The following is a 26,960-nucleotide window of genomic DNA, read 5'->3' on the forward strand; positions in this document are numbered from 1 at the left end:
TAAATCTAGAAGGAGTAGAGGAAGAATGAATGATATAATATATGAGCTTTTTAATAGAAAAAAAGAATTGAATAAGAGTAAAGGATACACATTTTATGATTCTCAATTTCATTTCTATTCACCGAACAGTAGAGACTTGGATAAAATTGATAAACTAATTGAAGACTATTCACATACTGGAGTCGACAAAATGAATCATACAAGACAGTTTGAAATAGTTATGATTACTTCTCCAGTTCTGTTTGAGAACATGTTCATTAAATTAAAGAACATGGAACATAATCTAATAAAAACATTTAAAGACGGCATTTTTCATAAAGAATACCTAGTTGGAAATGAAAGTACAATCTATATAGAAGAAACCGGGAATCCACGCTACCTAATATTAAAAGTAGATCTATGTTACTTTATTATTCTAAAAAATGAGGTTGACCTTAATTTGGCATTTAGGGTGGTGAGAGAGGTTATTTTTAGAACTTCTGAAGATGATGGCTTCATAATGTTTCACGCTGGAGCAGTTGTTTTTAAAGAAAGTGGAATTATGGTTTGTGGAGATAAGGCTTCAGGAAAAACAACGATGCTACTTTCACTGATTTTAAATGGAGCGGATTATATTTCTAATGATAGACTGTTGGTAAAGGAAACAAAACAAGGTTTTTTAATGAAATATTTTCCAATTTCTATGAGAATCGGCCGTGGAACGATAGCTGCTATTCCACAACTAGCAAAAAAAGTGAATGATAATGGTCAAAAATGGAGCAGGCCGCAAGTTGAAGAAATTAGAAATCAAGTGAATCTAGATGAACGTGAAGATTTTGGCTCGGCTGTGAAACTCGAAATTACTTCGAAAGAATTAAAAGAGCTATTCGCCGTAAATCTGAAAGAACAGGCTAATCTAAAAACAATTATTTTTCCTAAAATAAATCTGAGTATATCTGACATACATGTTTCAGAAATGGACAGTAAGAAGGCGGCGACATTATTGCAGGAACAATGTATGAGCCCTTTGGATGAAAATTGGATTGAACCATGGCTAAAAAAAAGAAGAGAGACCGATCAATTCATTTTAGAGTACTCGGAAAAATTGGTTGACCATATGATTGAACAAACAAAGGTTTATCAAATTGAGTTTGGGAAAAATATTTTTAATGATAGTCAACAGCTATTAAACGATTTTGAATAACGGAAGGAAAGTAGATGCAAAATAATAGTCAGAAATTTACTGAGATCCTTACTGGGTTGGCTAATGAAGGAACACAGTTTGCTTTAGATAGTGGGACTAAGGATATATATACTTTTTTATACCAGCATAAATTGACTCCGTTCTTTTTGAGTTATCCTAATGTATTGGCTGAAATGGATTTTGGTGAGGGAAAAAAAACTAGGGTATGTTTGAAGCAATATGAAAAAAAATTACTTGGAAAGAGTGAGAAACATTTAAAGTTGTTAGTTGAGTTGGCTAGTATATTTAAACGATCTGAAATCAGCTGGCTTCCTCTAAAGGGAATTTTACTATCAAAACGTCTATATAATCATTATCATATGAGAATAGTTGGAGATATTGATCTGTTGATCAGGAAAAAAGATATCTACACTGTGGCAGACAGTCTAGAAAAAAATGGATTTTTTATTAACAGAGAAGAAATGGAAAAAAGTTTAAACAATCACTACCACTATACTGCGTTTAAACAGGATATTCCGATTGAGATACATTGGAATATTGATTATGGGAACTTGGATTATCCCGATATCTTTTTTAAAGAAGCCCAAACGAATTATCTGCTAAATGAAGAGATACAAATAGTAAGTGATGAAAATCAAATTATTTTGGCACTTGTTAACATTAGTAAAGACTGGTATACCAGAACTTGTTTATCCAAATATTTGGATTTGATTTTCTTATTAAAAATCGGGAAGTATGATTGTACCAGCTTGGCGAATAAGATTGAGCACTTTAAACTTAAAAATAGAATTTACCCAATAAAAATAATTCTTCAGCAATTATTTTCTTACTGGGGGATGACAGAGATTACCAGTAAACCATCACTACTTACGAAAATAGTTACAAAGTGCTTTATTAGATGTGAAGATGTGCTGCGATTAAAGCCACCTGCAATCTTAATACGAAAATTAGGAGAACAAATTATGTGGGATACTGCAAGTTATTATTATAGTTCAAGAGGAGGCCCTATAAAAAAATGTTTTTAGTGTTATTTTTAGTTATATTTTTTAGGTATGTAAGAATTAACTATAATATTTTATGGACATTGAACAAGTTGAAAACCCCCGCATTGGTCGAGGAACTCGATACTGGTCTCTTCACGTTGAATATTTGTATTCCATGTTTAAGAGAACAAAGTATTATTGAAAAAACCATATCAGAATTATTATCTTGTTTTAAGATTGTGAATGTTAGAATCTATGTTGTAACTACTTCAAAAGAAAATAGTGAAAAAACAGAGAATTATCATTATTTAGAAGAATTGGCTTGGAGTATATGCAAGAGGGAAAAGAGCTTTTCAATCTGTGAAAAATATAATCATTTATTTGATAGGGAAGAACTCATATGGATTTGTGAAAAGTATCAGTCAGAAGAATTCAAAGATGTTTTGGCATCTATTCAAGCAATCTATTCAGATAAAAAAACAACATACGAAACAGTAGTAGAATCGATAAAAATAAACAATTGGAAAAATGTTATTTTACTAGAAGAAAAAAACGATACCAGCTGTATGGCCTCTCAAGTTAATTATTGTTGGAAGACTATCAATAATGAAAGTAGCGAGAAATCTCCAAATGACTATTTTATGGTCTATAATGCTGATTGTAAACCATCGACTGATTTAGAAGCCTCACTTGTCAAAGAGATAAAAGCCAATGAATATCCTGATGTGTTACAGCTTATAAGGGTTTATACTTTAAATTATTCACAATATTCTGGGATAATTGGCCATTATTTAAAAGGAAGTGCACTTTATCAGTCTAGGTGGAGTCTAGGTTATGAATATCCTATGTTAAAAAGAACTTCTGATAATTGGAAAAAACAATCTTTTATGTTTAAGTTAAGAAGTAGATACATGATTGGGCATGGAATGACTTTCCGAATGGACTTTTATGGGCAAATGGGAAAATTAAATGAAAAAACTAATTTGGAGGATTTATATACAGGTTATTTATTAAGTTGCCTGAAAATTCCGATAATACCTATTTTAGCTATTGAAAATACATTGAATCCGAGTACCATCTATTCATTATTTAATCAAAAAATGACATGGTTTTCAGGTATGTTTGATGTATTCAATTATAAGAATTATTACAAAAAAAATCACAAAGAAAATTATTATCGTTTACGTTCATACTACTTTACTATCTGTTTTCTTATCAGAGATACCTTCTCATGGCTGTTTGGGCCATCGATCTTGATTATCTGTTTGTTGCTTTCATTTACTAAACTGCCTTATTTTTTGCTATTGAGTACATTGATAACAGCAAATGCTTGTTTTTGCCTATTGCTCCAATATCAGCTAATGGAAAGAAACCTAATTAATAAAAAAAAATATAATTGGCTGTTCACGGCAATAGGAGTTGTATTTTATTCTTTTACAAGAAATTTGCCTGCACTAACATTTATTTTGAAGAAAATAAAAATAAAAAATTACAAGAAATACAAAACAGATAGGTAATAATTTTTTATGAAGGAAGTGAGAGCACTAAATGGAATTTACTAAATCAATAAAAGAGTATTATGCTGCGCAATCATTGATTGTCGGTGGCGTAAAGAAAATGAATAAATTAGGACCAATAGAAAAATTTCCCATTTATTTTTCACGAGCAAAAGGTTCTATTGTTTGGGATATTGATGGAAATGAATATGTAGATTTTATTTCTGGAAAGGGTGCGATAATATTAGGTTATGCAAATGATGAAGTGAACAGTCAGGTTGTTAATCAGATAAATATGTCTAATTTTATGCCATTGAGTAATCCTATACAAAATGAACTGGCAAGAATAATCAATGAAAAAATTCCATGCGCAGAAAGGGTCAGACTTTTTAGAACCGGATCTTGTGCGGCCTCTGCGTTGATAAGATTAGCCAGAGCATATACTAAAAAAGAGATTATTCTAACATCAGGTTACCATGGGTGGCATGATACTTTTACTGGGGTACGAAATGGAGTTTTAACAGAAAATAGCAACTATACATTGGATTTCCAATATAACGTCAATCTTTTAGAAAAACTTTTAGTCAAATATTCTGGCTCAGTAGCGGCTATATTTATTACACCGGAACTCTGTTTCTTTGGTAAAGAATTTTATGAAGAATGTTTTCACCTATCGAGAAAATATAACACCCTATTCCTATTTGATGAAATAAAAACAGGTTTCAGAACGAGTTTAGAAGGATTTCAGAGTAAAATAGGAATAATTCCAGATGCAGCTACTTTTAGTAAAGCTATGGGTAATGGATATGCGATTTCTGCAGTAGCAGGTTTTGATAAGCTGATGTTTGCCGAAGAAGAAACTCATTTATCTGGGACATTTGATACAGAAGCATCTTCTATAAGGGCATCGATAAGTACAATTGAATTGCTTGAAAAATATAATGTCGCTTCATATATAGAAAATTTAGGACGATACTTTGCTGAAGAATTGGACAAATTATTTTTAAAAAAGAAATTCCCAGCAAAATGTTTTTACAAAGATGCTTCGGCTTTTCATATCATATTTGAGACTGAAGATTTAGGGAATGAATTTTATGGAGAATCGATAAATAGAGGAATCTTGTTTTATTGTTTTAATAATGTTAACCTTAATTATTCACACAAAAAACATCAAATTGATGACGTTTTGAATAAGCTGGTCAATGTTATTGACGTTTTGACATTTGATAAAGGACTTTTAACGGAATCTGCTTATAAAAATTATTTGATTAAAAATAGGTTTGTATCTGAGTATGAATAACGAATTGATTAAAGAATATCTATCTGCAGCCTATGATAGTATGCCAAAAAAAATTGAACGAATTCAATCAAAATTTGAAACGAATAACCTATATCTTCTAAAAAATGACAAACAGTGCAGAGTCTTAAAATTTTATAAATCTAGGCACTCATTTGTAACAGATACAAATTGTTTAAAGTTGATTTATGGTGATTCGTTTATTTTAAATAGGCGTATAGATAATGAAACATCAACAACTAACATTTATTCGGTGATAATGGAATATGTACCTGGAGAAACAGTCCAATTTAATGAAGAACAGTCCTCGGATACACAAGTCAAACTGGCCCGAAAAATTGGTGAAGCATTATGTTGTTTCCACAGATATTCTAGACAGCTAGTCAATCAACAGACAGGTACATTTTTACCTGTAAACTGGAAGGTATATGTTAATGATAGGATTAAGCAGTTTGAGTTAAATTTGCAAGACCGACAACTGGGTCTTGCAATAAATTATTTGAAAGAAAAAAGTATTTTTAATCAGACCAAAGAAGAAATGACCTCTCAGCTTCTCCATAACGATCTTCTTTCAGATAATATTATCTACAATCATGTAAAAGATCAAGTTTACCTAATTGATTTTGAACGAGCGATTGTTGGACACTATGAGTATGATTTTGCTAAGTTGTTTTGGCGAACCTTTCACTTTGATACTTCAACAATAAAACATTTTTTACACGGATATGGAATAGATAGGATTGATGAGACATTTGAAAAAAATCAAATTTTCTATCTTGTTTTTCATATACTCGAAATGATTAGTTATTTAAATAGTCAAAAAGAAACTATAGAAAATAAGAAAACCTACGAATCAGGATACAGTATTTTAACATTTCTTATTCAAACTGATTTTAATATCTATCCCTCATCTGATGATTTGTTGGATGAGGGAGGGTATGGTAAATTTCACAAATGATGTTTTTTCGAATGCTGTTTCAGCAACCGTTATAAAAATACAAATGAGGATAGGATAGATGAAAAAAACATATAATATTATCCAATATTTTTTGATTGTTACTTTTTTCTGCACAATATCAACAGTTATTGCAATAAAAATACCTGTTGATATTAGAGCGACAGAAACTATTACATTAGTAAAAAAGAGCGAATCAAAAAGTTATCGTTTTATAGGAAATGGGAACATAATTACGAATCAGGTATATGTTTATAAAGAACGAAATCAAGATGTTCAGGTAGGGAATGTGGTTGATCAAGAGGGAACGTATATTTATATTGATTTTCCCGCTGAGGAACACGCAGAGTTACACTTACGTCTAAAAGAAAAATATATTCTTGAATATACAACGAAACAACTTTCACTTTTAGAATTATTATTTTGCAGAGGAGGGAAGACTTTTGAATAGAAAAGAAAATTTTATCAGTACCTATAAATTTATTGATATTTTTTTGAAGGGATATAAGGGAAACCTGTTGCTTTTTTTTATTAGCTGCTTCTTTGATTATTTTTTATATATTATTACTCCGATTATTTTTGGTTTAATGCTGGATCAAATTGTCTACTACAAAAATATCAGTTTATTTTTGTCAATAAGCAGTCTCATTATCGTGTTTTTATTTTTTTATATTTTTCTCTATGTACATATGTATAAACAACACGATATTCTAACTACTGGTTTCATTATGAATGTCAAAAAGAAGGCTTACGAGCATCTGTTAGAAAGTAAATCAATATATTTTATTAATAAAAAAGCAGGTGAAATTGTTACTATTGTTAATCAGTATAGTAATGATTGTTTGGCATTTTTGATAAAAGACATTATTTTTAATCTAAATAATCTTTTTAATGTCATTTTTTGCCTAGCCTATATTTATATAATGAATGTTCAACTCGGATTCCTTATCTCACTGCTTATACCAATATCGGTATTTTTTTCTACATTGTTAAACAAGAAAATAAATAGCTTGTTTAATAACAATAGAGTACTTAAAGAAAAATATGATGGTAGAATTTTTGACTTGCTGGCTAATTTTACTGAAATAAAATTTTTGAGTGGAGAAAAAAATGCTATAAAAATATTTAGCTTTGAAAATAACAAACTTCTAGATAACAAGTTAAAGGTAGATACTTCGATAAATAATTTGAAAATTCTTTATGAAGGGATCAACCTTATTATACAGTTGATCATATACAGCCTTTTAGCGATATTTTCTTATAGAAACCAATTAACAATAGGAATGATTTCAGTCATTCTCATCTATTTTTTTGATATAGGAAAATGTTTATCTGCTATTGTTCATTCTAACTTGGTTGCACAAGAGAGAATAAACAATATACATGAACTGAAGATGTTTCTTCATTCAGAAAGTGAAAAAGAGTATGATGGTTATGATGATATCCAAATAACTGCTGGGCAAATTGATTTTTGTAAAGTCAATTTCAGTTATAAAAAGAAAGCGGATATTTTAAAGGATCTGTCACTCTCAATGTCTCCAGGAGAAAGGATCGCAATCGTTGGTGAAAGTGGTAGTGGAAAATCTACGCTAGCATTATTACTATTAAGATTTATGGAGATACAGTCGGGTGGCATATTTATCGATAATCAGGATATAACAAAATTTTCTGTAAAAAGTTTGAGAAGAAATATTGGGATTGTTCAGCAACAGATATTAGTATTTCCAGGAACATTAAGAGAGAACATCACTATGGGCAAAATGGATGTTAGCGATGAAAAAATTCTTGATGCCTGTAATCGAGCAGGCTTAAATGATTTCCTTCGAATGCAGCCAGAAAAATTGGATACTTGGATAAGTGATACAGAGAATATTTTTTCTGGGGGACAACTACAAATGTTAGGAATTGCCAGAATTTGTCTTGAGGATCCAGCCATTCTCATTTTTGATGAGGCAACGAGGGGATTAGATAAAATATCTGAGACAAAAGTTTTAGCTTCGTGGGAGAATTTGACTCAGAACAAAACAGCTATTATGATAACCCACAAATTGAGTAATACCAATTATTGTGACAGGGTGATTGTGCTAAAGGCTGGGGAAATAATTGAAACAGGTGCGCCGAATGAAGTATTAATACGGTCAGCTGAGCTAAAGAAACTATTTAATACAGGAGGGGGATATGATTAAGGAGAATGGGTTAATTAAAACTAAGGTCAGTTTATTTAAGACATTTAATTATAAGGGACTGATAAAAAGAAAGCTGTTATTATTCAGTGGACTTCTGTGTTTGTTGCTGTCTGGTTCCCAGTTCTTATTTCCACTTCTGTATAAAAGTTTCATTAATGAAGTAATTTTGGAAAAGAAAATTGCAGTATTGCCACAGTTACTGTTACTGTATGTAGTTGCTTATGTTGTTAAAAGTGCGATAAATATGATCTATTTTAAGGTGAGTTACAAAAATGCATTTGCTCTAGTTAGAGGAGTGAAAGAGCTATTATGGAAAAAAGAGATTTCCAAAAGTCTATCTGCATTGAATGGGCTGGATATCGAGGATAAATTCATAAATATCGAAGCGGATACAAGACCGTTATACACTTTTTTATCCGAACAAATTGAAGGATACATTGTTCAGCTTTTTACAGCGGTCGCAGCAATCCTGTTATTATTTTTGATTAATCTAAAACTAGGTTTTTTAGCATTAATAGTCTCAGTGATTTCAATTGTAGTGGACGGAATGATTTCAAAAGCGCAAGGTAAGATGAATTTGGAGAACAGGGAAAATGATCGGACGATTTCAAATTGGATTAAAAATTCTGTTTATGGTTGGAAAGATATTAAGGCCTTTGGAATGCAGAACTTTCAGATGGAAAAATTTAGTAAATTAGTACAAAATTACGCATCGTATCATCGGAAATGGACAAATCTTTGGGTGATTAGCAATAGAATTCTTCCAAGAGTAAAAAATGAATTTATTGCAAAATTTAGTTTATATTTTTTTGGCGGATTGTTAATTATACAAAATGAAATGACGGTAGGATCCCTATTGGTTTTTATATCCTACTTCAATTTTTTTCTCCAATCTATTAATCAATTGACTGCTATAAACAACAGCCTGAATAATGACAAGCCATACTACGCTAATATCTCTGCAGAGTTGAATACTATTCAAACCATACTAAAAGTTCCTCAAAATGAAAGGATACTTGAGAATATAGATTCTATAGAATTTGAGAACATTTCTTTTTCATACAATCATAAACCTGTGTTGAATAACTGTTCATTTGTTATTAATAGAGGGGATAAAGTAGCGATCATTGGAAATAGCGGTTCTGGAAAGTCAACATTGATGAAGTTACTTGCAGGAATTGTTTTCCCTGATCAAGGCAGAATTCTTTTATCAGGAAATGCTATCAAAGAAATTGGAGAAAGTACCATATTGAAGAGAATTGGTTTTGTTTTTCAAGATGCCAATCTTTTTTCAAGTACGATCGAGGAAAATCTCTTTTTTGGTTTGGATAAAAAGAGTAGGCTGCAGCATCAAATGGACATAGAAAAAAGTAATTTACTGACTTTTGTGCAGGAATCTTCAGCAGGTTATGAGCGTAACATTGGTGATAAGGGGATGAAACTTTCAGGTGGTCAGAAACAGAGATTGATGATTGCCCGACAAGTGGTTAGAGAAATAGAAGTTCTTGTTCTTGATGAGGCGACTAATTCTTTGGATTTAAATAATGAAAGAGGCATTCTGTCTGAATTGGATACTATTTGGACGCACATAAGCACCCTTATCATTATTTCTCACCGTAGGTCTACTATAGAGAAGTGTAATCGATTCTTAAAAGTAGTAGATGGCAAAGTTATAGAGCTTGACAGGGAGGAGGCGCTGTTAGGTGTTGAATAGTATGGAACAAGAAATGATCGCAAAAAATAATAACTTAAAAAGTTCCAACCTGGATGAATATCTGGAGAATCATATTTTACCGATTTACTCAGAATTTGATCAGGGACATGATCCAGAACACATCATGGAAGTTTTAGAACGATCTTTGAGTATAGCAAAGCTATTTAAATTTGTAGATTTACAGGTAGTGAAAATAGTAGCATATTTTCATGATATTGGGTTGAATAAAGGACGGAGAAATCATCACTACTATTCTGCTCAGTTATTGGCACAAGATCCAGTTATTTCTCGTAAATATTCTGAAAAAGAAATCACAATAATGATGGAAGCCATTGAAGACCATCGTGCTTCCAATCGTGGGAAACCACGGAATTTATATGGCACTATATTATCACAAGCAGATAATATTACAGATGCATCGAAGATAATAAGGCGAACCTTAAGCTATGGGAAAGATGTATTCAGTCATTATGATGAAGAAAGTCAGATTATGCGCGCCTATTTCTATCTAGTAAATAAATATTCTGAAGGTGGATACTATGAAATGCAACTCGATATTCAAGGAGATCAGGAGCGTCTTTTAAACTTGAGGGAAATCTTAAAAACCTATATTGGGTTTAGAGCATATTGTGTAAAAATAATGAAAGAGGAAACTGAAATCCTGACTTTAAGAGAATAAATAGCATGAGCATATTTAATTGTCCAGATAAAATATAAAAATAGTAATGAAGGCTGAATAATTTATCAGAGGAGACTTTGATCAATCATTCAGTTTTTTTAGTTTATTATATCTTTTAATTAGTAGTGTAGTAATGAAATATCAAAATTTTATTATTAAAATGAACTTTATTACCAAAATAGAGACCGTATTTTGAAAGGTATTCTTTATAGAGACAAAGGAATATTCATGTGATTAACTATACTAAAGGTTAGCATAAAATAATCAAAACAAGGAGAAGACTGAAGGAAAAATAAACTGACTGCTGACATCCACGAAAAAGCATCTAAATCTTTTAAATATGCTACAAGAAAATGGGAATGTATTTCAATAAATTCTCTAATAAGGGGGAATGACAGAATGATCAAAGTAAATATTAAAAATCAGTTTAATAATAAAGCTTTTCAATGCAGTGAAGGTGGCAAAGAAGTAACTCTAACCCCATTAGGTTCTGGGTTTCCTCTACCATCAGCAAATACTTTTGAAAAAAGCAATTATGATATTCATTACGCTGATGATTTAGATAATTTTGAATGTAAAGGAAATATTGTTGATATTCACTGCAGTGACTCTGTTTCAGTAGTGAGATTAATAGCATTAGGTCTTTATGGAGATTATCACGAATCGGTTGTTATAGGGGAAGATAATAAAACGACTGAGTATAAAGTAACCTTCCCATTTATGCACCGGACTTCTTTATCTGTAAAGGAAGCAAAATTATTTTATACTTCTGAATATGTTGTATCGCAAAGCTCTCTTTCTGGTGTTGTCAAACAAGGAATATCACTTTTTGAAATTGAAATCAACTTGTATCAGCAAACTAAAATTAGTTTCATAAAGTTTCCAAGGCACTTAGGGGTACATATTTTTGCAATAACATTATTCTAAAATAATGAGAGGGAGGAATTAGATGAATGTTACAGGAGCCTCAACTGAACTGTTTTGAAGTACTCATTGCAGAAAAACTTATAGAATTAAATATTGATTACAAAAATTTTTTCTGGAGAGCAGGATTAAACTACTACAAAAGCCAGAATAATGAAAAGAACATAGTCAACGTTCAACCATATTATTACGACTATTATCTTAATAAGTATTTTGGCATTCAATTTATTGAAACCATTAATCCACCTATAGAAGAGATAATAAGAGATCAAGGGGAATACTTAATAAAATTAGACTATTTCTATTTGAATTATTGCCATATGTTTCAGAAAAACCATCATGTTCATGCGTTAATTATTAAAGTGAAAAAAAATATGATCTTCGTTCAAGATAATTATTTTAACTATCAAGATGAAGTTGAGCCTGAACTACTTATTTCGTGGTGGAATCAATCTCAAAAACACTTGAACTGCAAACTGATTGATCTGAAAAAAGCAAAACATACCTCAAAAACAATCAGTACTGTTGATGCTATAGCGGATAATTTAAAAATAATGACAGAGGCAGCACAATATGAGAACTATGAGAACTATCTATCTTATTGTGGCTTATCTGGGTTGAAAGAGATGACTACGGATATCGTAAGTGCAATAAGAGAAAGAAACTTTATTGCGATTGACTTCCTGTTAGAAGAGATAGACAAGATCTGTAGAAGTAGAAAACAGGCGGCAGACTTTTTTAGATTAAGAAAAAGACAAAATTTGGAAAATGAATATTTAAATTCTTATAGTAAATGGTCGAATATATTTTTAACACTTATGAAGGCAGTGATAGCAGAAAAAGCAAATTTGAAAGATATTGAGAAGCAATTTAAGGAGATCGTTCACTTGGAGAGTGCGATTATTGATATGTTACAAAAAGAATTTGATATATTAGATAGTAAGGTAAGGGATTAATTCAGATATATGAAAGTTACCTGTTGCTACTTTTGTTATAGCGGAATTTTATTTGAGTGCTATTATCAATTTCTTAAACTAGATGGAGGGAAGGGTCTTCTCCTAAGAAATGCGATACTAGGTTTAAGTTATACAAGAGGCTGGTCTAGATTTACATTCGTATTGGCTTCTACAAAGCTTTTAAGGCTAAACAATCTACTAAGATGGTTTGTGAAAGCTTAGAAAAAAAGTGTGAGATAGAGTTAAATAGCCTTTGACGGCATTCCAAAATGTTAAGATTGGCAAGGTCAATGATGCTAAGTTTGGTAGTGAGGATGGCTAAATTTATTGAGAACACGACAAAAATGGAACTGAGATTATTTTTATTATGTTTGAGATGAAAAATGAAGGTGATGAGACTGAAACTAAAAAGAAAAATGAACGCTTTTTCAAAGAATTAGACAAAGATAAAAATGAGAAAAAGGTGAATAGGCTATTCTCGTTTCTATGCTTGAAGCAGATAATGAGCTTTGATAGTAGATGTTTCCTAGGAATATGAAAAAATGTATATGATTCGTCCTCAATTCTTTATTCCGATTATCTCGCTTCTTAGAAATGCTGTACTTAATTTCTTGGAGTATAAGCAAGAAGTAGTTTTTATGCGGGAGCAAAATATAGATATTACTAATTTTGAATAAGAGCAAGATGTACTCCTCTCTTCTGAGAATAATTTGAGAGTGGCAAATAATAATGCTGAGGATTTAACGGTGAAGAAAAAGTTTGATAATATTCATAGAGGAGTGATTTGAGATGAAACTACATAAATTGAATAATAAAAAGCATTTATTACAATCGAACCGCGAGAGGTTAAAATATCTTACTCCTCATCTCAACCCCATTCTTCTTGAGATGTCTGCTGACTGTCTGTCTATGACAACCATATATATCAGCTAGTTCATATATGGTGCAACTATCTTTGTATTTAGCTACTATTTCAGAAATCTCCTTATCAGATAATAGCTTCTGACGAGGTTTACTAGATTTAATATCACAAATTATCTCGTCATATTTCTTCAAATTGTTCTTACAAGAATTACCAGCCTTATATTCCATTATTCTATCAGTAAGGTTTATATCAAGGACCGATAGGGCGATTGAAAGAACAGAGTTTTCACTCTGTTCTTTTTTTCTATTTAAGTTGATTTAGCAGTGAATTACTTGAATGTTTATCTTTTCTTATCAAATTAGGCATTCTCCTTTATTAAACAGTTGAAATTATGTATAATTAAGGTCAGTATTAGTCAAGGGAAAAGGATGAGTGTGATGAGTAATCAAAATACTTCGGATTTAATAGAAGCATATTTAAAGAAGATACTTGAAGAAAGCAGCAAGATTGAGATTCGCAGAGCTGAAATGGCTCATTTATTCAATTGTGTTCCGTCCCAGATTAATTATGTCATTAATACACGCTTTACGATTCAAAGAGGCTATTCAGTAGAAAGTAAACGCGGTGGTGGAGGATATATTCGGATTGCTAAGGTCCAAATTTCTGATAGTGATCAATTACTAAAACAAATTGCCAAGTTTACAGGAAATGAGCTTTCAGAAAAGGATGCACTGATTTTTATACAAAAGTTATATGAAGAAGAAGTAATCACCAAAAGAGAAGGAAATCTGATGCTCTCTGTCCTAGGTAAACAAGTTTTAGGCAAAGCAGGAAAAAGTGAAGAATATTTACGTGCTCAATTGATGCAGTCGTTTTTAGAACGCTTGAGTTACGAGGAGGAATGATAATATGGATGAATTATTTACAGAAAGTGCACGAGCGGTTTTAGCGATTGCACAAGAAGAGGCAAAATATTTTAGGCATCAATCTGTAGGCTCAGAACATTTATTATTGGCACTAGTTCTAGAACCCAACGGTATTGCAGGGAAATCACTGCGCCAATTAAATGCAGATAAGAATGATATTCGTGAAGAAATCGAACATTTAACAGGATATGGAACAGTCAAAGCATATCCTAAAGGAGCTTATTTACCATATTCTCCTCGTGCAAAACAAATTTTTGCTTATGCAGGTGATGAAGCGAAACGATTGGGTGCACCGAATATTGGAACGGAACATATTTTACTAGGTCTACTTAGGGATGAAGATATATTAGCGTCACGTATATTATTGAATCTAGGTTTAAGTTTATCTAAAATGCGTCAATTACTAATGAAGAAAATTGGGATAACTGACCCGCAAATGAGTGGTAATGTTGGACGCCGCCGTAACAATCAAGCTCAAAAAGCAGCACCTAAAGGAACTCCAACACTAGACTCATTAGCTCGTGATTTGACAAAATTAGCCCGTGAAAAAGACTTGGATCCTGTCGTTGGGCGTTCACAAGAAGTCAGACGTCTGATTCAAATTTTGAGTCGCCGGACAAAGAATAATCCTGTTTTAGTCGGTGAACCTGGTGTTGGTAAGACAGCGATTGCGGAAGGATTAGCTCAAAAAATCGTCAATGGTGAAGTTCCAGAGGATATGCAGGAAAAGCGTTTAATGATGTTAGATATGGGGGCTTTAGTAGCAGGTACTAAGTATCGTGGAGAATTTGAAGATCGACTGAAAAAGGTTATTGACGAAATTTATCAAGATGGCGAAGTGATTTTATTTATTGATGAATTGCACACGCTGATTGGTGCGGGTGGTGCGGAAGGTGCGATTGATGCATCCAATATCTTAAAGCCAGCTCTTGCAAGAGGAGAGCTGCAGACAATTGGTGCCACAACATTAGATGAATATCAAAAATATATCGAAAAAGATTCTGCTTTAGAACGTCGTTTTGCTCGTGTACAAGTGGACGAGCCGACCCCAGAAGAAGCTGAAGAAATTTTAAAAGGTCTACGTTCGCGCTATGAGGAACATCATGGGGTGGAAATCACAGATGATGCATTGCATGCGGCTGTTCAGTTATCTGTTCGTTATATCAATTCACGTCAATTACCTGATAAAGCAATTGATTTGATGGACGAATCATCCGCCAAAGTTCGTTTGGATTTGGCTGATGAACCTTCTGAGGTGAATAGTTTACGCATTGATATTGCTCATTTAGTTCAAGAAAAAGAAGCTGCAATTCAAGCGCAGTCATTTGAAAGTGCAGCAAGATTACGCCAAAAAGAGAAAAAAATGACACGGAAGCTAGAAAATATTCTCTTATTAGAACAAAAAGAAGCTTCTGGCTACGCTAATCGTGTGACTGAAGAAGATGTAGCGAACGTTGTTTCACAATGGACGGGTGTACCGTTACAACAATTAGAGAAAAAAGAAAGTGAACGCTTACTTGAATTAGAAAGTATCTTACATCACCGAGTAGTTGGTCAAGATGAAGCAGTTCAAGCTGTGTCACGTGCAATTCGCAGAGCTCGTAGTGGGTTAAAAGATCCAGATAGACCTATTGGCTCATTCATGTTCTTAGGTCCAACAGGGGTTGGTAAAACTGAGCTTGCAAAAGCGTTGGCTGAAACAATGTTTGGCAGTGAAGATGCCCTTGTTCGTGTCGATATGTCTGAATTTATGGAGAAATACAGCACTAGCCGTTTAATTGGTTCACCTCCAGGTTATGTAGGATATGAAGAAGGTGGTCAGTTGACTGAAAAAATTCGTCAAAAACCATATTCTGTCATTTTACTAGATGAAGTTGAAAAGGCACATCCCGATGTTTTCAATATTTTATTACAAGTATTAGATGATGGGCATTTAACAGATTCTAAAGGGCGTAAGGTCGATTTTAGGAATACTATTTTGATCATGACCTCAAATATTGGCGCAACAGCAATTCGCGATGAAAAAAATGTTGGCTTTAATGTCCAGGATTTAACTAAGGACTATGGCGCAATGCAAAAACGGATCATGGAAGAGTTGAAAAAAGCTTTCCGTCCAGAGTTTTTGAATCGTGTTGATGAAACAGTCGTCTTCCGTTCATTGGATCAAGCAGAAATTCATGAAATTGTGAAGATCATGAGTAAATCGATTGTTCAACGTTTGCGAGAGCAAGATGTGAATGTAAAGATTACGGCAGCTGCAATTGAGGTAATCGGTAAAGTTGGTTTTGATCCTGAATATGGAGCGCGACCGATTCGACGTGCATTGCAAAAAGAGGTCGAAGATCGTTTGAGTGAAGCTTTACTATCTGGACAAATCCATCTAGGTGATAAGGTGACCATTGGCGCAAGTAAAGGTAAAATAACGTTGAATGTCAAATCACCTAAACCTGAACAAATTTTACAAACAATATAATCAATAATTCGCTGTGCAAAACGAATCTGTTTTGTACAGCTTTTTTCAATTGAAGTGGCTGTAGAGTATTGTTTTTGTGAAAAATGAGCGTTAAAATTACTAGAGGCTATTGGAAAGTTTGTGAACCTATGCTACTATGAAACAGTTGTTAGAAGGCTGGTAAATAGAGATGAAATCATATAGAAACTAGCTTTATTTTTCAATTGATACTAGTCGGGTCCATTCAGCTTTTAAGGGAGGATACAAAATGATTGAACTTATTGCAACTGCTGAATCAGTAGAACAAGCAGAGGCGTTATTGGCAGTTGGGGTAGACACTTTATATATTGGAGAAGAAACATTCGGGTTACGCTTGCCGACATCATTTTCGCGTGAAGAGCAGCAAAACATTATTGAGATGGCTCATAGAGCAGGCAAAAAAGTGACGGTTGCACTGAATGGAATCATGCATCCGGAGAAAATGAAATTGGTACCTGAGTATTTGAATTTTTTGCAAGAAGTCAAAGCGGATCAATTAACTGTGGGAGATCCTGGCGTTGTATTTGTGATCCAGCGTGATGGAATCGAGATTCCATATATTTATGATGGTGAAACTCTAGTGACCAGTTCCAGACAAATTAATTTTTGGGCGAAGCGTGGCTCGATAGGTGCAGTCTTAGCACGAGAAGTTCCTTTTGAAGAAATGAAAGCAATGAAGGACAATTTGCTAGTTCCAGCTGAAGTGCTTGTATATGGTGCTACATGCATCCATCAATCAAAACGTCCGCTGTTGCAAAACTACTATAATTTCACAAAGAATGATGAGTCAACCAGTAAAGAGCGTGGCTTGTTTATATCTGAACCCAAAAAAGAAGAAACACACTATTCAATTTATGAGGACAGCCATGGTACACATATTTTTGCGGATAACGATGTGAATTTAATTGGAGAACTCGAAAAGCTTCATGAACATAATTACACAAAGTGGAAACTTGACGGAATCTATGCACCAGGAGAAAACTTTGTAGAAGTAGCGAAATTATTCGCAGATGCAAAAGAACAAATCAAAGTAGGTCTTTGGTCAAGCAATCAGGCACAAAAAGCAATTGAACAAATCAAAGCCCTGCATCCAGAAAACCGTGGGTTAGATATTGGTTTCTTTGATTTAGATCCAGACGAGATAAAATAAGGAGAAAAAACACATGACAAACGAACGAACACTGAAGCGTCCTGAGGTCTTAGCACCAGCAGGGACGCTAGAAAAACTAAAAACAGCTATTCATTATGGCGCAGATGCAGTTTATATCGGCGGTAACGCATACGGCTTGCGCAGTCGTGCCGGCAATTTTACAAAAGAAGATATGATTGAAGGCGTAGCGTTTGCTAATGAGCATGGAGCAAAAGTTTACGTGGCGGCAAATATGGTCACTCATGAGGGAAATCAAGAAGGAGCAGGGGACTTTTTCCGAGAAATCCGTGATGTTGGTATTTCTGCAGTAATCGTATCTGATCCGGCTTTGATTGAAATTTGTGCAGCGGAAGCACCGGGCTTACCGATCCATTTGTCTACACAAGCTTCAGCTACCAACTATGAAACACTGGAATTTTGGAAAAATGAAGGATTAGAACGTGTTGTTTTGGCACGTGAAGTATCGATGGACGAAGTGGCAGAAATCCGTAAAAATACGGATGTTGAGATCGAAGCGTTTATCCATGGGGCAATGTGCATTTCTTATTCAGGTAGATGTACGTTGTCTAATCATATGTCAATGCGTGATGCGAACCGTGGTGGTTGTTCTCAATCTTGCCGTTGGAAATATGAGCTTTACGACATGCCTTTTGGTGGAGAACGTACAAGCTTAACGGATAAAGGTGAAGTAGAGGAAGAATTTTCTATGAGTGCGGTCGATATGGCTATGATCCAACACATTCCCGAACTGATTCAAAATGGTGTAGATAGCTTCAAAATTGAAGGCCGAATGAAGTCCATTCATTATGTTTCAACAGTAGCGAATGTTTACAAAAAAGCGGTCGATACCTATATGGAAGATCCTGAAAATTATGAATGTAAACAAGAATGGATCGATGAGCTGTGGAAAGTTGCACAAAGAGAACTTTCAACTGGTTTTTATTATCATGTACCGACAGATGAAGAACAACTATTTGGAGCACGTCGTAAGATTCCTCAATATAAATTTATTGGAGAAGTCATGGCATATGATCCAGAAACAAAAGTTGCAACGATTCGTCAAAGGAACCATTTCAGTGTAGGCGATGAAATTGAATTTTATGGTCCTGGGTTCAATCACTTCCATCAAACAGTAGAAGTTATGTATAATGAAGAGGACGAGTCGATCGATCGAGCACCAAATCCAATGATGATTTTAACGATGCCGGTTGAAAAACCAGTGGCTGTTGGTGATATGATTCGTAAGAAGAAATAAATACTATGATTGAGGGATTCGCTATTACAGCTTATCCCTTTCATTGCAAGGAGGATAAGTAACTATGTCAAAAGAATATGATTATATCGTCATCGGTGGTGGGAGTGGAGGAATTGCTTCTGCTAATCGTGCCGGTATGTACGGCGCTAAAGTATTACTAATTGAAGCTAGTGATATCGGTGGAACATGTGTCAATGTGGGCTGTGTACCTAAAAAAGTCATGTGGCAAGCAAGCTCAATGATGGAAATGGTAAAACGCGATACACAAGGGTACGGAATGGATGTAGAAGTAAAAGGCTTCAGCTTTAAGAAGCTTGTTGAAAATCGTGAAGCGTATATTGATAACTTACATGCGGCTTATTACCGTGGATTAGATAGTAACAAAGTAGAGGTTTTAGCTGAGTACGCTACATTTATTGATGATCATACAATTGAAGCCGGTGGTGAAAAGTATACAGCACCTCATATTTTGATTGCTACAGGCGGACGACCTAAAAAATTAGGCATTCCTGGTGAGGAATACGCGATAGATTCTAACGGTTTCTTTGCTTTAGAAGAACTACCAAAACGAGTTGTATTTATTGGTGCGGGCTATATCGCAGCTGAACTTGCTGGAACCATTCATGGATTAGGTGCGGAAACTCACTGGGCATTTAGAAAAGAACGGCCATTGCGAGATTTTGATGATATGCTATCTGAAAAAGTAGTTGAACATTACCTTGAAGATGGAATGCACATTTATCCGAATTCAATACCTCATTCAATTGAAAAACTTGAGTCTGGAGAATTAGTGATTACCTTTGAAAATGGGACTAAAATTACGGCAGACAGTATTGTTTTCGGAACTGGTCGCCAACCAAATACAGATAATTTAGGATTAGAAAATACCCACATTAAATTGTCGGATAAAGGCTATGTGAAGGTTGATAAGTTCCAAAATTCAACACAGGCTGGCGTTTATGCAGTAGGAGATGTGATTGGAAAAATAGATTTGACACCAGTTGCTATTGCTGCAGGAAGAAGATTATCCGAACGTTTATTTAATGGAAAAGAAAATGAATATTTGGATTATGAAACAATCCCTACAGTTGTCTTTACTCATCCAACAATTGCGACTGTTGGACTAACAGAAGCACAAGCAAAAGAAAAATATGGTACTGAAAATATCAAAATATACAGCTCAACATTTACACCAATGTATTTTGCACTAGGGGAGTATCGCCAAAAATGTGATATGAAATTAGTTTGTGCAGGTGAAGAAGAAAAAATCGTTGGTCTACATGGTATTGGCTTAGGTGTCGATGAAATGCTTCAAGGTTTTGCTGTTGCAATCAAAATGGGTGCTACGAAGAAAGACTTTGACAATACAGTAGCGATTCATCCGACAGGTTCAGAAGAATTCGTGACAATGAGATAAAAAATAAGGATGAGGAAAAACTGAGTTTAGTTTTTCTCATCTTTTAATTTTTGATAGTTCAGTGTGATTTATTTATACAGGCAAATTATATTAGGAGTAATAGTTCAGTATGAACTTTATAAGCAGCTATGTAAAAAAATAGTTAAGAAAACTATTTTCCTTAGTACTACATTAGTGGTTTTTATGGCAGTAGGATTAGTTTTCATATTTATTGTTAAGGGGTTTAAAATGCCTCATGTAACGGTAGAAGATATAGTAATAATCCTTATTCTGGGTTTTTCATTGCCAATCATAATTCTTGGAATAGTAATAGGGTTACCACTTTTATAAATAAATTATCAGATCAATAAGTACCTTACTGAGAGTCCAAAGTTAGAGCAAGAGGAATTGTATACTGTGCTTAAAAGAGAATGTTCAGACAAAGGGGCTAAGTAGCATCTTCAAGCACACTATAGCAATCAATTTATGGTTCTCTTACCAGATGTTATTATAAAAAGAGATGACTTTGTCATCATGCAAACGGTTTGGCACAAAGCAGTATCGAAAAGGGACCTATTATCGGGTGAAATTTAAGTTAAAAAGCGGTAAAGAGAAAGTGATTGACTGTTCTTCGACACTTGGCGTGGATGCTACCCTCAGATGGCGGTAACAAAAATAGGTTAGGCCTATCATTGATAATGGCCTAACCTATTTTAATTTGTTCGTGCAAGAATAGCCTGTGTGATTGTGAACAATTTATTTTTAGCATCAGTAGATGTTTCAGGTAATTTAGTAATACCTTTCAAAGCTTGTTGTGTATACTTTTCAGCAAGTTTTTGCGCTTTAGTGACACCGCCAAACGAATGAACAAGTTCGTAGATTTTATTTGTCTCAGTGTCTGTTAGCGCTTCTCCTTTTTCAAGGTAAGGAAGTAACGTTCTACGGCCTTCTTCTAAAGCATATAAAAGTGGCAATGAATAAATCCCTTGGCGGACATCTTCCAGTACTGGCTTGCCAATTTGTTCAGGGCTTTGGGTATAATCCAAGACATCATCGATAATTTGAAAAGCAATCCCGATATTCTCCCCGATCTGTCCACAATTTTTAGCAAACCGCTCTGAAGTTCCACTTTCGTAGGCACCGACGAAGCAACTTAATGAAAAAAGCTCAGCAGTTTTACCAGAAATATTTTCAAGGTATTGATCGATCGTCATATCAAGATTATAGCGATTATCCATTTGGCCCAATTCACCGCTCAATATTTTTTCCATACTTCTAGAATTCAGTTGAATACTCTTTAAAGATGATGAATAGTCAGCAAGTAGTTTAAAACAGCTGACAAATAAATAATCACCAGCATAAACGGCTGTACTATTACCGAATTGAGAACGTATAGTTGGCAAGCTGCGTCTGATATCTGAATCATCTACAATATCATCGTGAATCAGCGTTGCAGTGTGCAGTAACTCGATAGCTGCAGCTAAAGCAATAGCTTTTTTGCTCTCTCTATTCTCGCCAAATTGTGAAAATAAAAGTTGGTATGCTGGTCGTAATAGTTTGCCGCCAGAGTGGATCATGGACATAACAGCATTTTCGACCTCTTTATTTTTTAAATTAACGCTATTTTCCATCAGCTTCAGTGTAGTATTTAATTCTTTAGCTAGTTCAGGATATGTTTTCCACATAGGATGAATGTTCATAAGATGACTCCTTCGATTGTACTCAGTCAAGCCAAAATGTTATTGGAAATATTGGCTCCATTTATGTTTCGTTGTCGATTCGTAATTTAATTGAAATTGCCGTAAGGTTTGAACATGGCGTAATAGGTAATTTGCTGCTATTCCTATCGCGATTCCGGATAGTAAGCCGATAAATGAAAGAAACGGTAGATAAAGCATCGGAGCCCACGATTGAGCAAAGAAACAAGTGGTCAATAGTTGTCCAACATTATGTAAAAAACCGCCGGCTGCACTGATTCCGATAATACTGACACGTTTTGGGCCTAACTGCATGATGATGAGCATACCTAAATAGCTAAGTAATGCACCACTAGCACTGTAAAAGAAGGTAGAAATTGTACCACCAAGTAAGGTTGTTAAAATCAGGCGCATACAAACTAAAAAGAAACTATCTCTTTTGCGCATCGTGAAAATAGCAATGATCGTAATCAAGTTTGCTAGCCCTAATTTTGCACCTGGAGCGAAAGCAAAAGGATAGGGAATCATATTTTCTATCAATCCAATTATCACACCTTGAGCGACTAACATGGAAATATAGATATTTTTTTGTAATTTGCTCATAGTATACTGGCGATGTTTAATAAATCAAACTGCCATCCTCACTCCCGTCAGAAGCCTCAACTGTAATGAATAAGTTGTGGGGTAAACACGCGATCGGTGTTTCGCCAGCTTTAGATATCCACCCTCGCTGTACGCAAATTTGATCTCCGCAATTTGTTTCAACCATACGGATTCTGTCACCGCTCACTTCTATTACATTATAATCACCATCAGCTGCTTCATATTTATATGTATAGGTGGGACCATCTTCTTTCAATTCAAAGACTTTGATGACTTCTCCATCTACTTTTAAGACTGCTTGTTTTGTTGCATCATCTGTTCCAGTATTTTGTATACCAAAAACAACAAGAGGCAAGAAAGAGCTAATTGTTAAAAGTAAAATAATGGCAATATCCCAAGGACGTAAATAACTTTTCTGAATAAATTCTTTTAAATCCAACTCTTTCCTCTCCCTTATAGTTTTTATTGTTCTGTATTCTATCATAATGAGAAAAGAAAGTTCTAGGAGTAAACCTAGAACTCTCTTAGACTTTTACTATAAAAAGTAATTATTTACTGGTATATCTGGATTTAGGTGTTCCATACCACCATTTACCTAGTGTACGTTGTACCCAAGGGATAACCCAGCGGTCTAAACCAAGTGCGCGTCCAGAGCCATTCATTAAAGCGAAGGCTACAAAGATAAACCAGATGTTTACCCAATAGAACATACCTGATAGACAGAAGGCAATTGTTAAACCGATTGTAGCTGCACTACTTATCCAAGTGAACAATCCAGCAATCAAGGCTAAAGCAATCAAGACTTCAACGATCGTCATGAATTTTTGCATGAATAACGCAACTTCTTGGTTAGGCATCATGAATTTCATCACACTTTCAAACCATTTAGGCATATGTTCGAAGACTTGCATTGGTTCTTCACCATAGGCATAGCTTAAACCAAATTGAGCAGCTTTTGCTGTAGTCTCAGTTGTTTCAGCTCCTGCAGCAGATGCACCTGTTGTTACTTGTTCTTGTAACCATGGGAATGGGAAGGCTACTTTATCGGTAAACCATGAACCATCACCAAACCAAGTACTCGGTTTTAAGTAATCACCAGTTCCGACAATTTTCTTCATAGATTCGACTAACCAAACCATACCGTAGAACACACGCAAAGGAACGCTCCATAAAACATTACCATAACGAGATGAATGTCCACGTGTTACATTGCGGTCGTCTTTAATATGGAAGAACTCGTGCATGATATATTGGAACATGTAATAGCCAGAACGGATATCAAAGAAATATTTCAAGTTAACGATGTGTTTCATAATGATTGCTAAGAAACCGCTAAGGTGAATTTTATCAAATAAGTTTGCCACACCCCATTTAGAGCCGACAGAAACCATGAATCCTTGATAATTCCCTTTGAATTTGTGTTTTTCACTACCTTTGATGTCAGCCACAATATTCGCAGCGGCAGTATGACCTGTCTGTTCGGCAGCTTGAACAATTTGTGGTGTTGGTGTTTCAGGGAACTCTTCGTAATAAACCAAGTCACCAACAACATAAATATTTTTGTCTTCATAACCTTTGGCTTGCATGAATTCATTTGCGATCAAACGATTGCCACGAGCTGATTCTAAACCGAAGTCAGCAGCATCAGAAGTTGCTTTAACACCAGCTGTCCAAATCAGTGTGTGTGTTGCAACAGAAGAGCCATCTTTTAATTTAATGTGATCTGCAGCGACTTCAACGATTGGCGCGTTAAGAAGTAATTTAACATTTTTCTTTTCTAAATAACGTTCAGCTTTCGCTGCATCATTGCGAGATAACATGTTTAAGATTGTCGGCATTGCTTCAACGACCATTAATGTAAATTCATTTGGATCAAGTTTGAAGTCCTTTGCAAGACGATCTTTCCAGTCGATCAGTTCGCCGACCATTTCAATCCCAGTAAATCCTGAACCGCAGACAACAAATGTCAGCATTGCTTTACGAACTTCTGGATCTGGTTCGATTGCTGCTTTTTCAACTGTTTCCAAAATATGTTCACGAATTTTCAGAGAGTTTTCAAAAGACCATAAAGTAAATCCATGTTCTTTCACTCCAGGAGTTCCAAAATCATTTGGTTCGCCCCCCATACCGATGATCAATTGGTCAAATTCATAAGAACCTAACTTCGTTTGAACCACTTTTTTGGCTTTATCGATACCAGTTACAGTGTCTGTGACAAGGGTAACATTCTTTTTACGTGAAAATAGGCGTTGTAAATCATATTGAATTGCAGAAGGTTCAACACGCCCTCCGGCTACTTCGTGTAACTCAGTCATCATGGTGTGGTAAGAATGACGATCAATTAAGGTAATCTCAACGTCAGAATCTTTTTTTAATTTTTTGGCTAAAAATTTAGTTGCTGAAACTCCAGCATACCCAGCTCCCACAACGACAATTTTTTGCTTTGTCATTGATAATCCGCTCCTTAAGATAAATAAAATAAAAAATGATAATAATTACACAATTGAATTCATTATATAGCGATTTTGGGGTTTTGTCTAATAACAATTCTTAAATATAGGAAATAAATTTTTTTTATTAAAAAGACGTGAAAAACGAGTAAAATTTTGTTTTTCTTTTATAACTTTAATTGACATAATTGTAATTTTCTATAGAATGTAAATTATATCACAAACAAAAATTGTGAATGTTTAAGAAAAGGAAAAGGTGAACAAAAATGAAAATGAACAAAATTGTAAAGGGCTTCACAGCTATCGCACTTTCATCTCTTTTATTAGCAGCATGTGGATCAGACGACAAAAAAGATACAGCAAAATCTTCTGAAACAGATACTGCAACTTCAAAAACAGTTGAATCTTCTACAGCAGGAGAAAAAGAAGCTGGCGCAGATTTACAAGATGGTACGTATAAATTAGAAGAAAAAAATGAATCTAACGGTTACCGTGCTACATTTGAAATGACTGTTAAAGATGGTAAAATCACTGAATCTAAATACGATAATATCAACGCTGATGGTAAATCAAAAGCGGATGATAAAGACTACGAAAAAAATATGAAAGATAAATCAGGCGTAGGCCCTGCTGAATATATCAAAGAATTAAACGATTCTTTCGTGAAAGCTCAAAGCGCTGACGGTGTAGAAGTTGTAACTGGTGCGACTCATTCTAGTGAATCATTCCAAAACTATGCACAACAATTGATCCAAGCAGCTCAAGCTGGCGACACTAAAACAATCGAAATCGATAATGGTGCTGACCTTAAAGATGGTACGTATGCATTGAAAGAAAAAAATAACTCAAACGGCTACCACACAGAATTTTCAATCGTTGTTAAAGATGGTAAAGTAACAGAGTCTAACTACGATAACGTGAATGATGAAGGCAAATCTAAAAAAGATGATGCTGACTATAACAAAAACATGAAAGACAAATCAGACGTAGGCCCTGCTGAATACATCAAAACGTTGAATGAAGAATTAGTTAAAGCAATGAACGAAGAAGACGGATCAGCTGCAAATGTTGAAGTCGTAACAGGTGCAACTCACAGCTCCCACTCATTCGTAATCTACGCAGAACAATTAGTAAACGCTGCTGAAAAAGGCGACACTAACGAAATCGTTGTAGATAATATCGTAATGAAAAAATAATTTGTCATAGTACAAATTAGAAGATAATTATGGGCAGAATCCAGTACTAGATTGGATTCTGCTTTTTGCTGTGAATCACTGCGACTGGCTATGCCAGAGCAGATGATGAACAGTACTTGGCGACCAAAGGGAGCGAAGTAACCTTACTAGGAATCACCAAATGCTATGATCCAAAACATCAAGAGGTAATCAGTGACGCAATGAATCACCATGACTGGCTATGCCAGAGCAGATGATGAACAGTACTTGGCGACCAAAGGGAGCGAAGTAACCTTACTAGGAATCACCAAATGCTATGATCCAAAACATCAAGAGGTAATCAGTGACGCAATGAATCACTGCGACTGGCTATGCCAGAGCAGATGATGAACAGTACTTGGCGACCAAAGGGAGCGAAGTAACCTTACTAGGAATCACCAAATGCTATGATCCAAAACATCAAGAGGTAATCAGTGACGCAATGAATCACTGCGACTGGCTATGCCAGAGCAGATGATGAACAGTACTTGGCGACCAAAGGGAGCGAAGTAACCTTACTAGGAATCACCAAATGCTATG

Annotated in this window: 23 protein-coding genes and 1 pseudogene; 19 read left to right on the plus strand and 5 right to left on the minus strand. The window is 34.6% G+C overall.

Translation table 11 applies throughout. The features are described from left to right. The first annotated feature begins 25 nt into the window (after window positions 1-25). From BCR24_RS06390 to BCR24_RS16415, 12 genes and pseudogenes are all read left to right on the plus strand, one after another. On the plus strand, window positions 26-1,183 hold the full coding sequence (locus BCR24_RS06390) for a hypothetical protein (protein ID WP_069639728.1): 1,158 nt from the start codon (window positions 26-28) through the stop codon (window positions 1,181-1,183). A gap of 14 nt (window positions 1,184-1,197) precedes the next feature. Beyond that, a complete protein-coding gene (locus BCR24_RS06395; RefSeq protein WP_069639729.1) occupies window positions 1,198-2,208 on the plus strand; it encodes a nucleotidyltransferase family protein in 1,011 nt (336 codons plus the stop codon). Further along, window positions 2,199-3,683 carry a glycosyltransferase family 2 protein gene (locus tag BCR24_RS06400; RefSeq protein ID WP_069639730.1) on the plus strand — a complete coding sequence of 495 codons (1,485 nt, stop codon included), beginning with the start codon at window positions 2,199-2,201 and terminating at the stop codon, window positions 3,681-3,683. Before BCR24_RS06395 ends, BCR24_RS06400 begins: the two co-directional genes overlap by 10 nt. 31 nt (window positions 3,684-3,714) lie before the next feature. Then, entirely contained in the window at window positions 3,715-4,962 is a 1,248-nt protein-coding gene (locus tag BCR24_RS06405; RefSeq protein ID WP_069639731.1) for an aminotransferase class III-fold pyridoxal phosphate-dependent enzyme, read from the plus strand. Continuing rightward, a complete protein-coding gene (locus BCR24_RS06410) occupies window positions 4,955-5,917 on the plus strand; it encodes an aminoglycoside phosphotransferase family protein (RefSeq protein ID WP_069639732.1) in 963 nt (320 codons plus the stop codon). The genes BCR24_RS06405 and BCR24_RS06410 overlap by 8 nt, the downstream gene beginning before the upstream one ends. A gap of 58 nt (window positions 5,918-5,975) precedes the next feature. Next, window positions 5,976-6,365, plus strand: coding sequence for a hypothetical protein (locus BCR24_RS06415; protein ID WP_069639733.1), 390 nt, complete (start codon window positions 5,976-5,978; stop codon window positions 6,363-6,365). Further along, window positions 6,358-8,100: an ABC transporter ATP-binding protein gene (locus BCR24_RS06420; protein ID WP_069639734.1), complete on the plus strand. Its 1,743-nt coding sequence runs from the start codon at window positions 6,358-6,360 to the stop codon at window positions 8,098-8,100. Before BCR24_RS06415 ends, BCR24_RS06420 begins: the two co-directional genes overlap by 8 nt. Then, window positions 8,093-9,814, plus strand: coding sequence for an ABC transporter ATP-binding protein (locus BCR24_RS06425; RefSeq protein ID WP_069639735.1), 1,722 nt, complete (start codon window positions 8,093-8,095; stop codon window positions 9,812-9,814). Before BCR24_RS06420 ends, BCR24_RS06425 begins: the two co-directional genes overlap by 8 nt. Before the next feature lies 1 nt (window position 9,815). Further along, a complete protein-coding gene (locus tag BCR24_RS06430) occupies window positions 9,816-10,493 on the plus strand; it encodes an HD domain-containing protein (protein WP_141707034.1) in 678 nt (225 codons plus the stop codon). A 399-nt stretch (window positions 10,494-10,892) separates the two neighbouring features. After that, a complete protein-coding gene (locus tag BCR24_RS06435; protein WP_069639737.1) occupies window positions 10,893-11,420 on the plus strand; it encodes a hypothetical protein in 528 nt (175 codons plus the stop codon). A gap of 26 nt (window positions 11,421-11,446) precedes the next feature. Then, on the plus strand, window positions 11,447-12,373 hold the full coding sequence (locus BCR24_RS06440) for a hypothetical protein (RefSeq protein ID WP_069639738.1): 927 nt from the start codon (window positions 11,447-11,449) through the stop codon (window positions 12,371-12,373). Window positions 12,374-12,534: 161 nt separating this feature from the next. After that, window positions 12,535-13,161 (plus strand): annotated as a pseudogene (locus BCR24_RS16415) (DUF2130 domain-containing protein); the annotation flags it as partial. A gap of 58 nt (window positions 13,162-13,219) precedes the next feature. On the opposite strand, the gene BCR24_RS17385 reads toward BCR24_RS16415, so the two are convergent. Next, a complete protein-coding gene (locus tag BCR24_RS17385; RefSeq protein ID WP_379896171.1) occupies window positions 13,220-13,465 on the minus strand; it encodes a helix-turn-helix domain-containing protein in 246 nt (81 codons plus the stop codon). Window positions 13,466-13,675: 210 nt separating this feature from the next. Here BCR24_RS17385 and BCR24_RS06445 point away from each other — a divergent pair, with 210 nt between their 5' ends. From BCR24_RS06445 to gor, 5 genes are all read left to right on the plus strand, one after another. Then, on the plus strand, window positions 13,676-14,143 hold the full coding sequence (locus BCR24_RS06445; RefSeq protein WP_069639739.1) for a CtsR family transcriptional regulator: 468 nt from the start codon (window positions 13,676-13,678) through the stop codon (window positions 14,141-14,143). A gap of 4 nt (window positions 14,144-14,147) precedes the next feature. Continuing rightward, entirely contained in the window at window positions 14,148-16,637 is a 2,490-nt protein-coding gene (locus BCR24_RS06450; protein ID WP_069639740.1) for an ATP-dependent Clp protease ATP-binding subunit, read from the plus strand. A 247-nt stretch (window positions 16,638-16,884) separates the two neighbouring features. Further along, on the plus strand, window positions 16,885-17,805 hold the full coding sequence (locus tag BCR24_RS06455) for a peptidase U32 family protein (protein WP_069639741.1): 921 nt from the start codon (window positions 16,885-16,887) through the stop codon (window positions 17,803-17,805). A 13-nt stretch (window positions 17,806-17,818) separates the two neighbouring features. Beyond that, a complete protein-coding gene (locus BCR24_RS06460) occupies window positions 17,819-19,060 on the plus strand; it encodes a peptidase U32 family protein (RefSeq protein WP_069639742.1) in 1,242 nt (413 codons plus the stop codon). A gap of 64 nt (window positions 19,061-19,124) precedes the next feature. Further along, window positions 19,125-20,477 (plus strand): glutathione-disulfide reductase, encoded by a 1,353-nt coding sequence (gene gor / locus BCR24_RS06465; RefSeq protein ID WP_069639743.1) that lies wholly within the window; start codon window positions 19,125-19,127, stop codon window positions 20,475-20,477. 692 nt (window positions 20,478-21,169) lie between these two features. Here gor and BCR24_RS06475 read toward each other — a convergent pair. The 4 genes from BCR24_RS06475 to BCR24_RS06490 form a co-directional block, all read right to left on the minus strand. Further along, window positions 21,170-22,156, minus strand: coding sequence for a polyprenyl synthetase family protein (locus BCR24_RS06475; RefSeq protein ID WP_069639745.1), 987 nt, complete (start codon window positions 22,154-22,156; stop codon window positions 21,170-21,172). A 39-nt stretch (window positions 22,157-22,195) separates the two neighbouring features. After that, window positions 22,196-22,756: a Gx transporter family protein gene (locus BCR24_RS06480; protein ID WP_034683622.1), complete on the minus strand. Its 561-nt coding sequence runs from the start codon at window positions 22,754-22,756 to the stop codon at window positions 22,196-22,198. A gap of 16 nt (window positions 22,757-22,772) precedes the next feature. Beyond that, complete coding sequence (locus tag BCR24_RS06485; RefSeq protein ID WP_069639746.1) at window positions 22,773-23,195, minus strand: NusG domain II-containing protein; 423 nt, start codon at window positions 23,193-23,195, stop codon at window positions 22,773-22,775. 109 nt (window positions 23,196-23,304) lie between these two features. Continuing rightward, window positions 23,305-25,206, minus strand: coding sequence for an NAD(P)/FAD-dependent oxidoreductase (locus BCR24_RS06490; RefSeq protein WP_069639747.1), 1,902 nt, complete (start codon window positions 25,204-25,206; stop codon window positions 23,305-23,307). A 266-nt stretch (window positions 25,207-25,472) separates the two neighbouring features. Between BCR24_RS06490 and pplA the strand changes: the two genes are divergently transcribed. Both pplA and BCR24_RS16845 read left to right on the plus strand, forming a co-directional pair. Beyond that, window positions 25,473-26,402 carry an extracellular electron transfer flavoprotein PplA gene (gene pplA, locus BCR24_RS06495; RefSeq protein WP_069639748.1) on the plus strand — a complete coding sequence of 310 codons (930 nt, stop codon included), beginning with the start codon at window positions 25,473-25,475 and terminating at the stop codon, window positions 26,400-26,402. 210 nt (window positions 26,403-26,612) lie between these two features. Next, window positions 26,613-26,768 carry a hypothetical protein gene (locus tag BCR24_RS16845; RefSeq protein ID WP_167351670.1) on the plus strand — a complete coding sequence of 52 codons (156 nt, stop codon included), beginning with the start codon at window positions 26,613-26,615 and terminating at the stop codon, window positions 26,766-26,768. Window positions 26,769-26,960: the final 192 nt, after the last annotated feature.

The organism is Enterococcus ureilyticus, assembly GCF_001730315.1.
GTDB lineage: Bacteria > Bacillota > Bacilli > Lactobacillales > Enterococcaceae > Enterococcus_L > Enterococcus_L ureilyticus.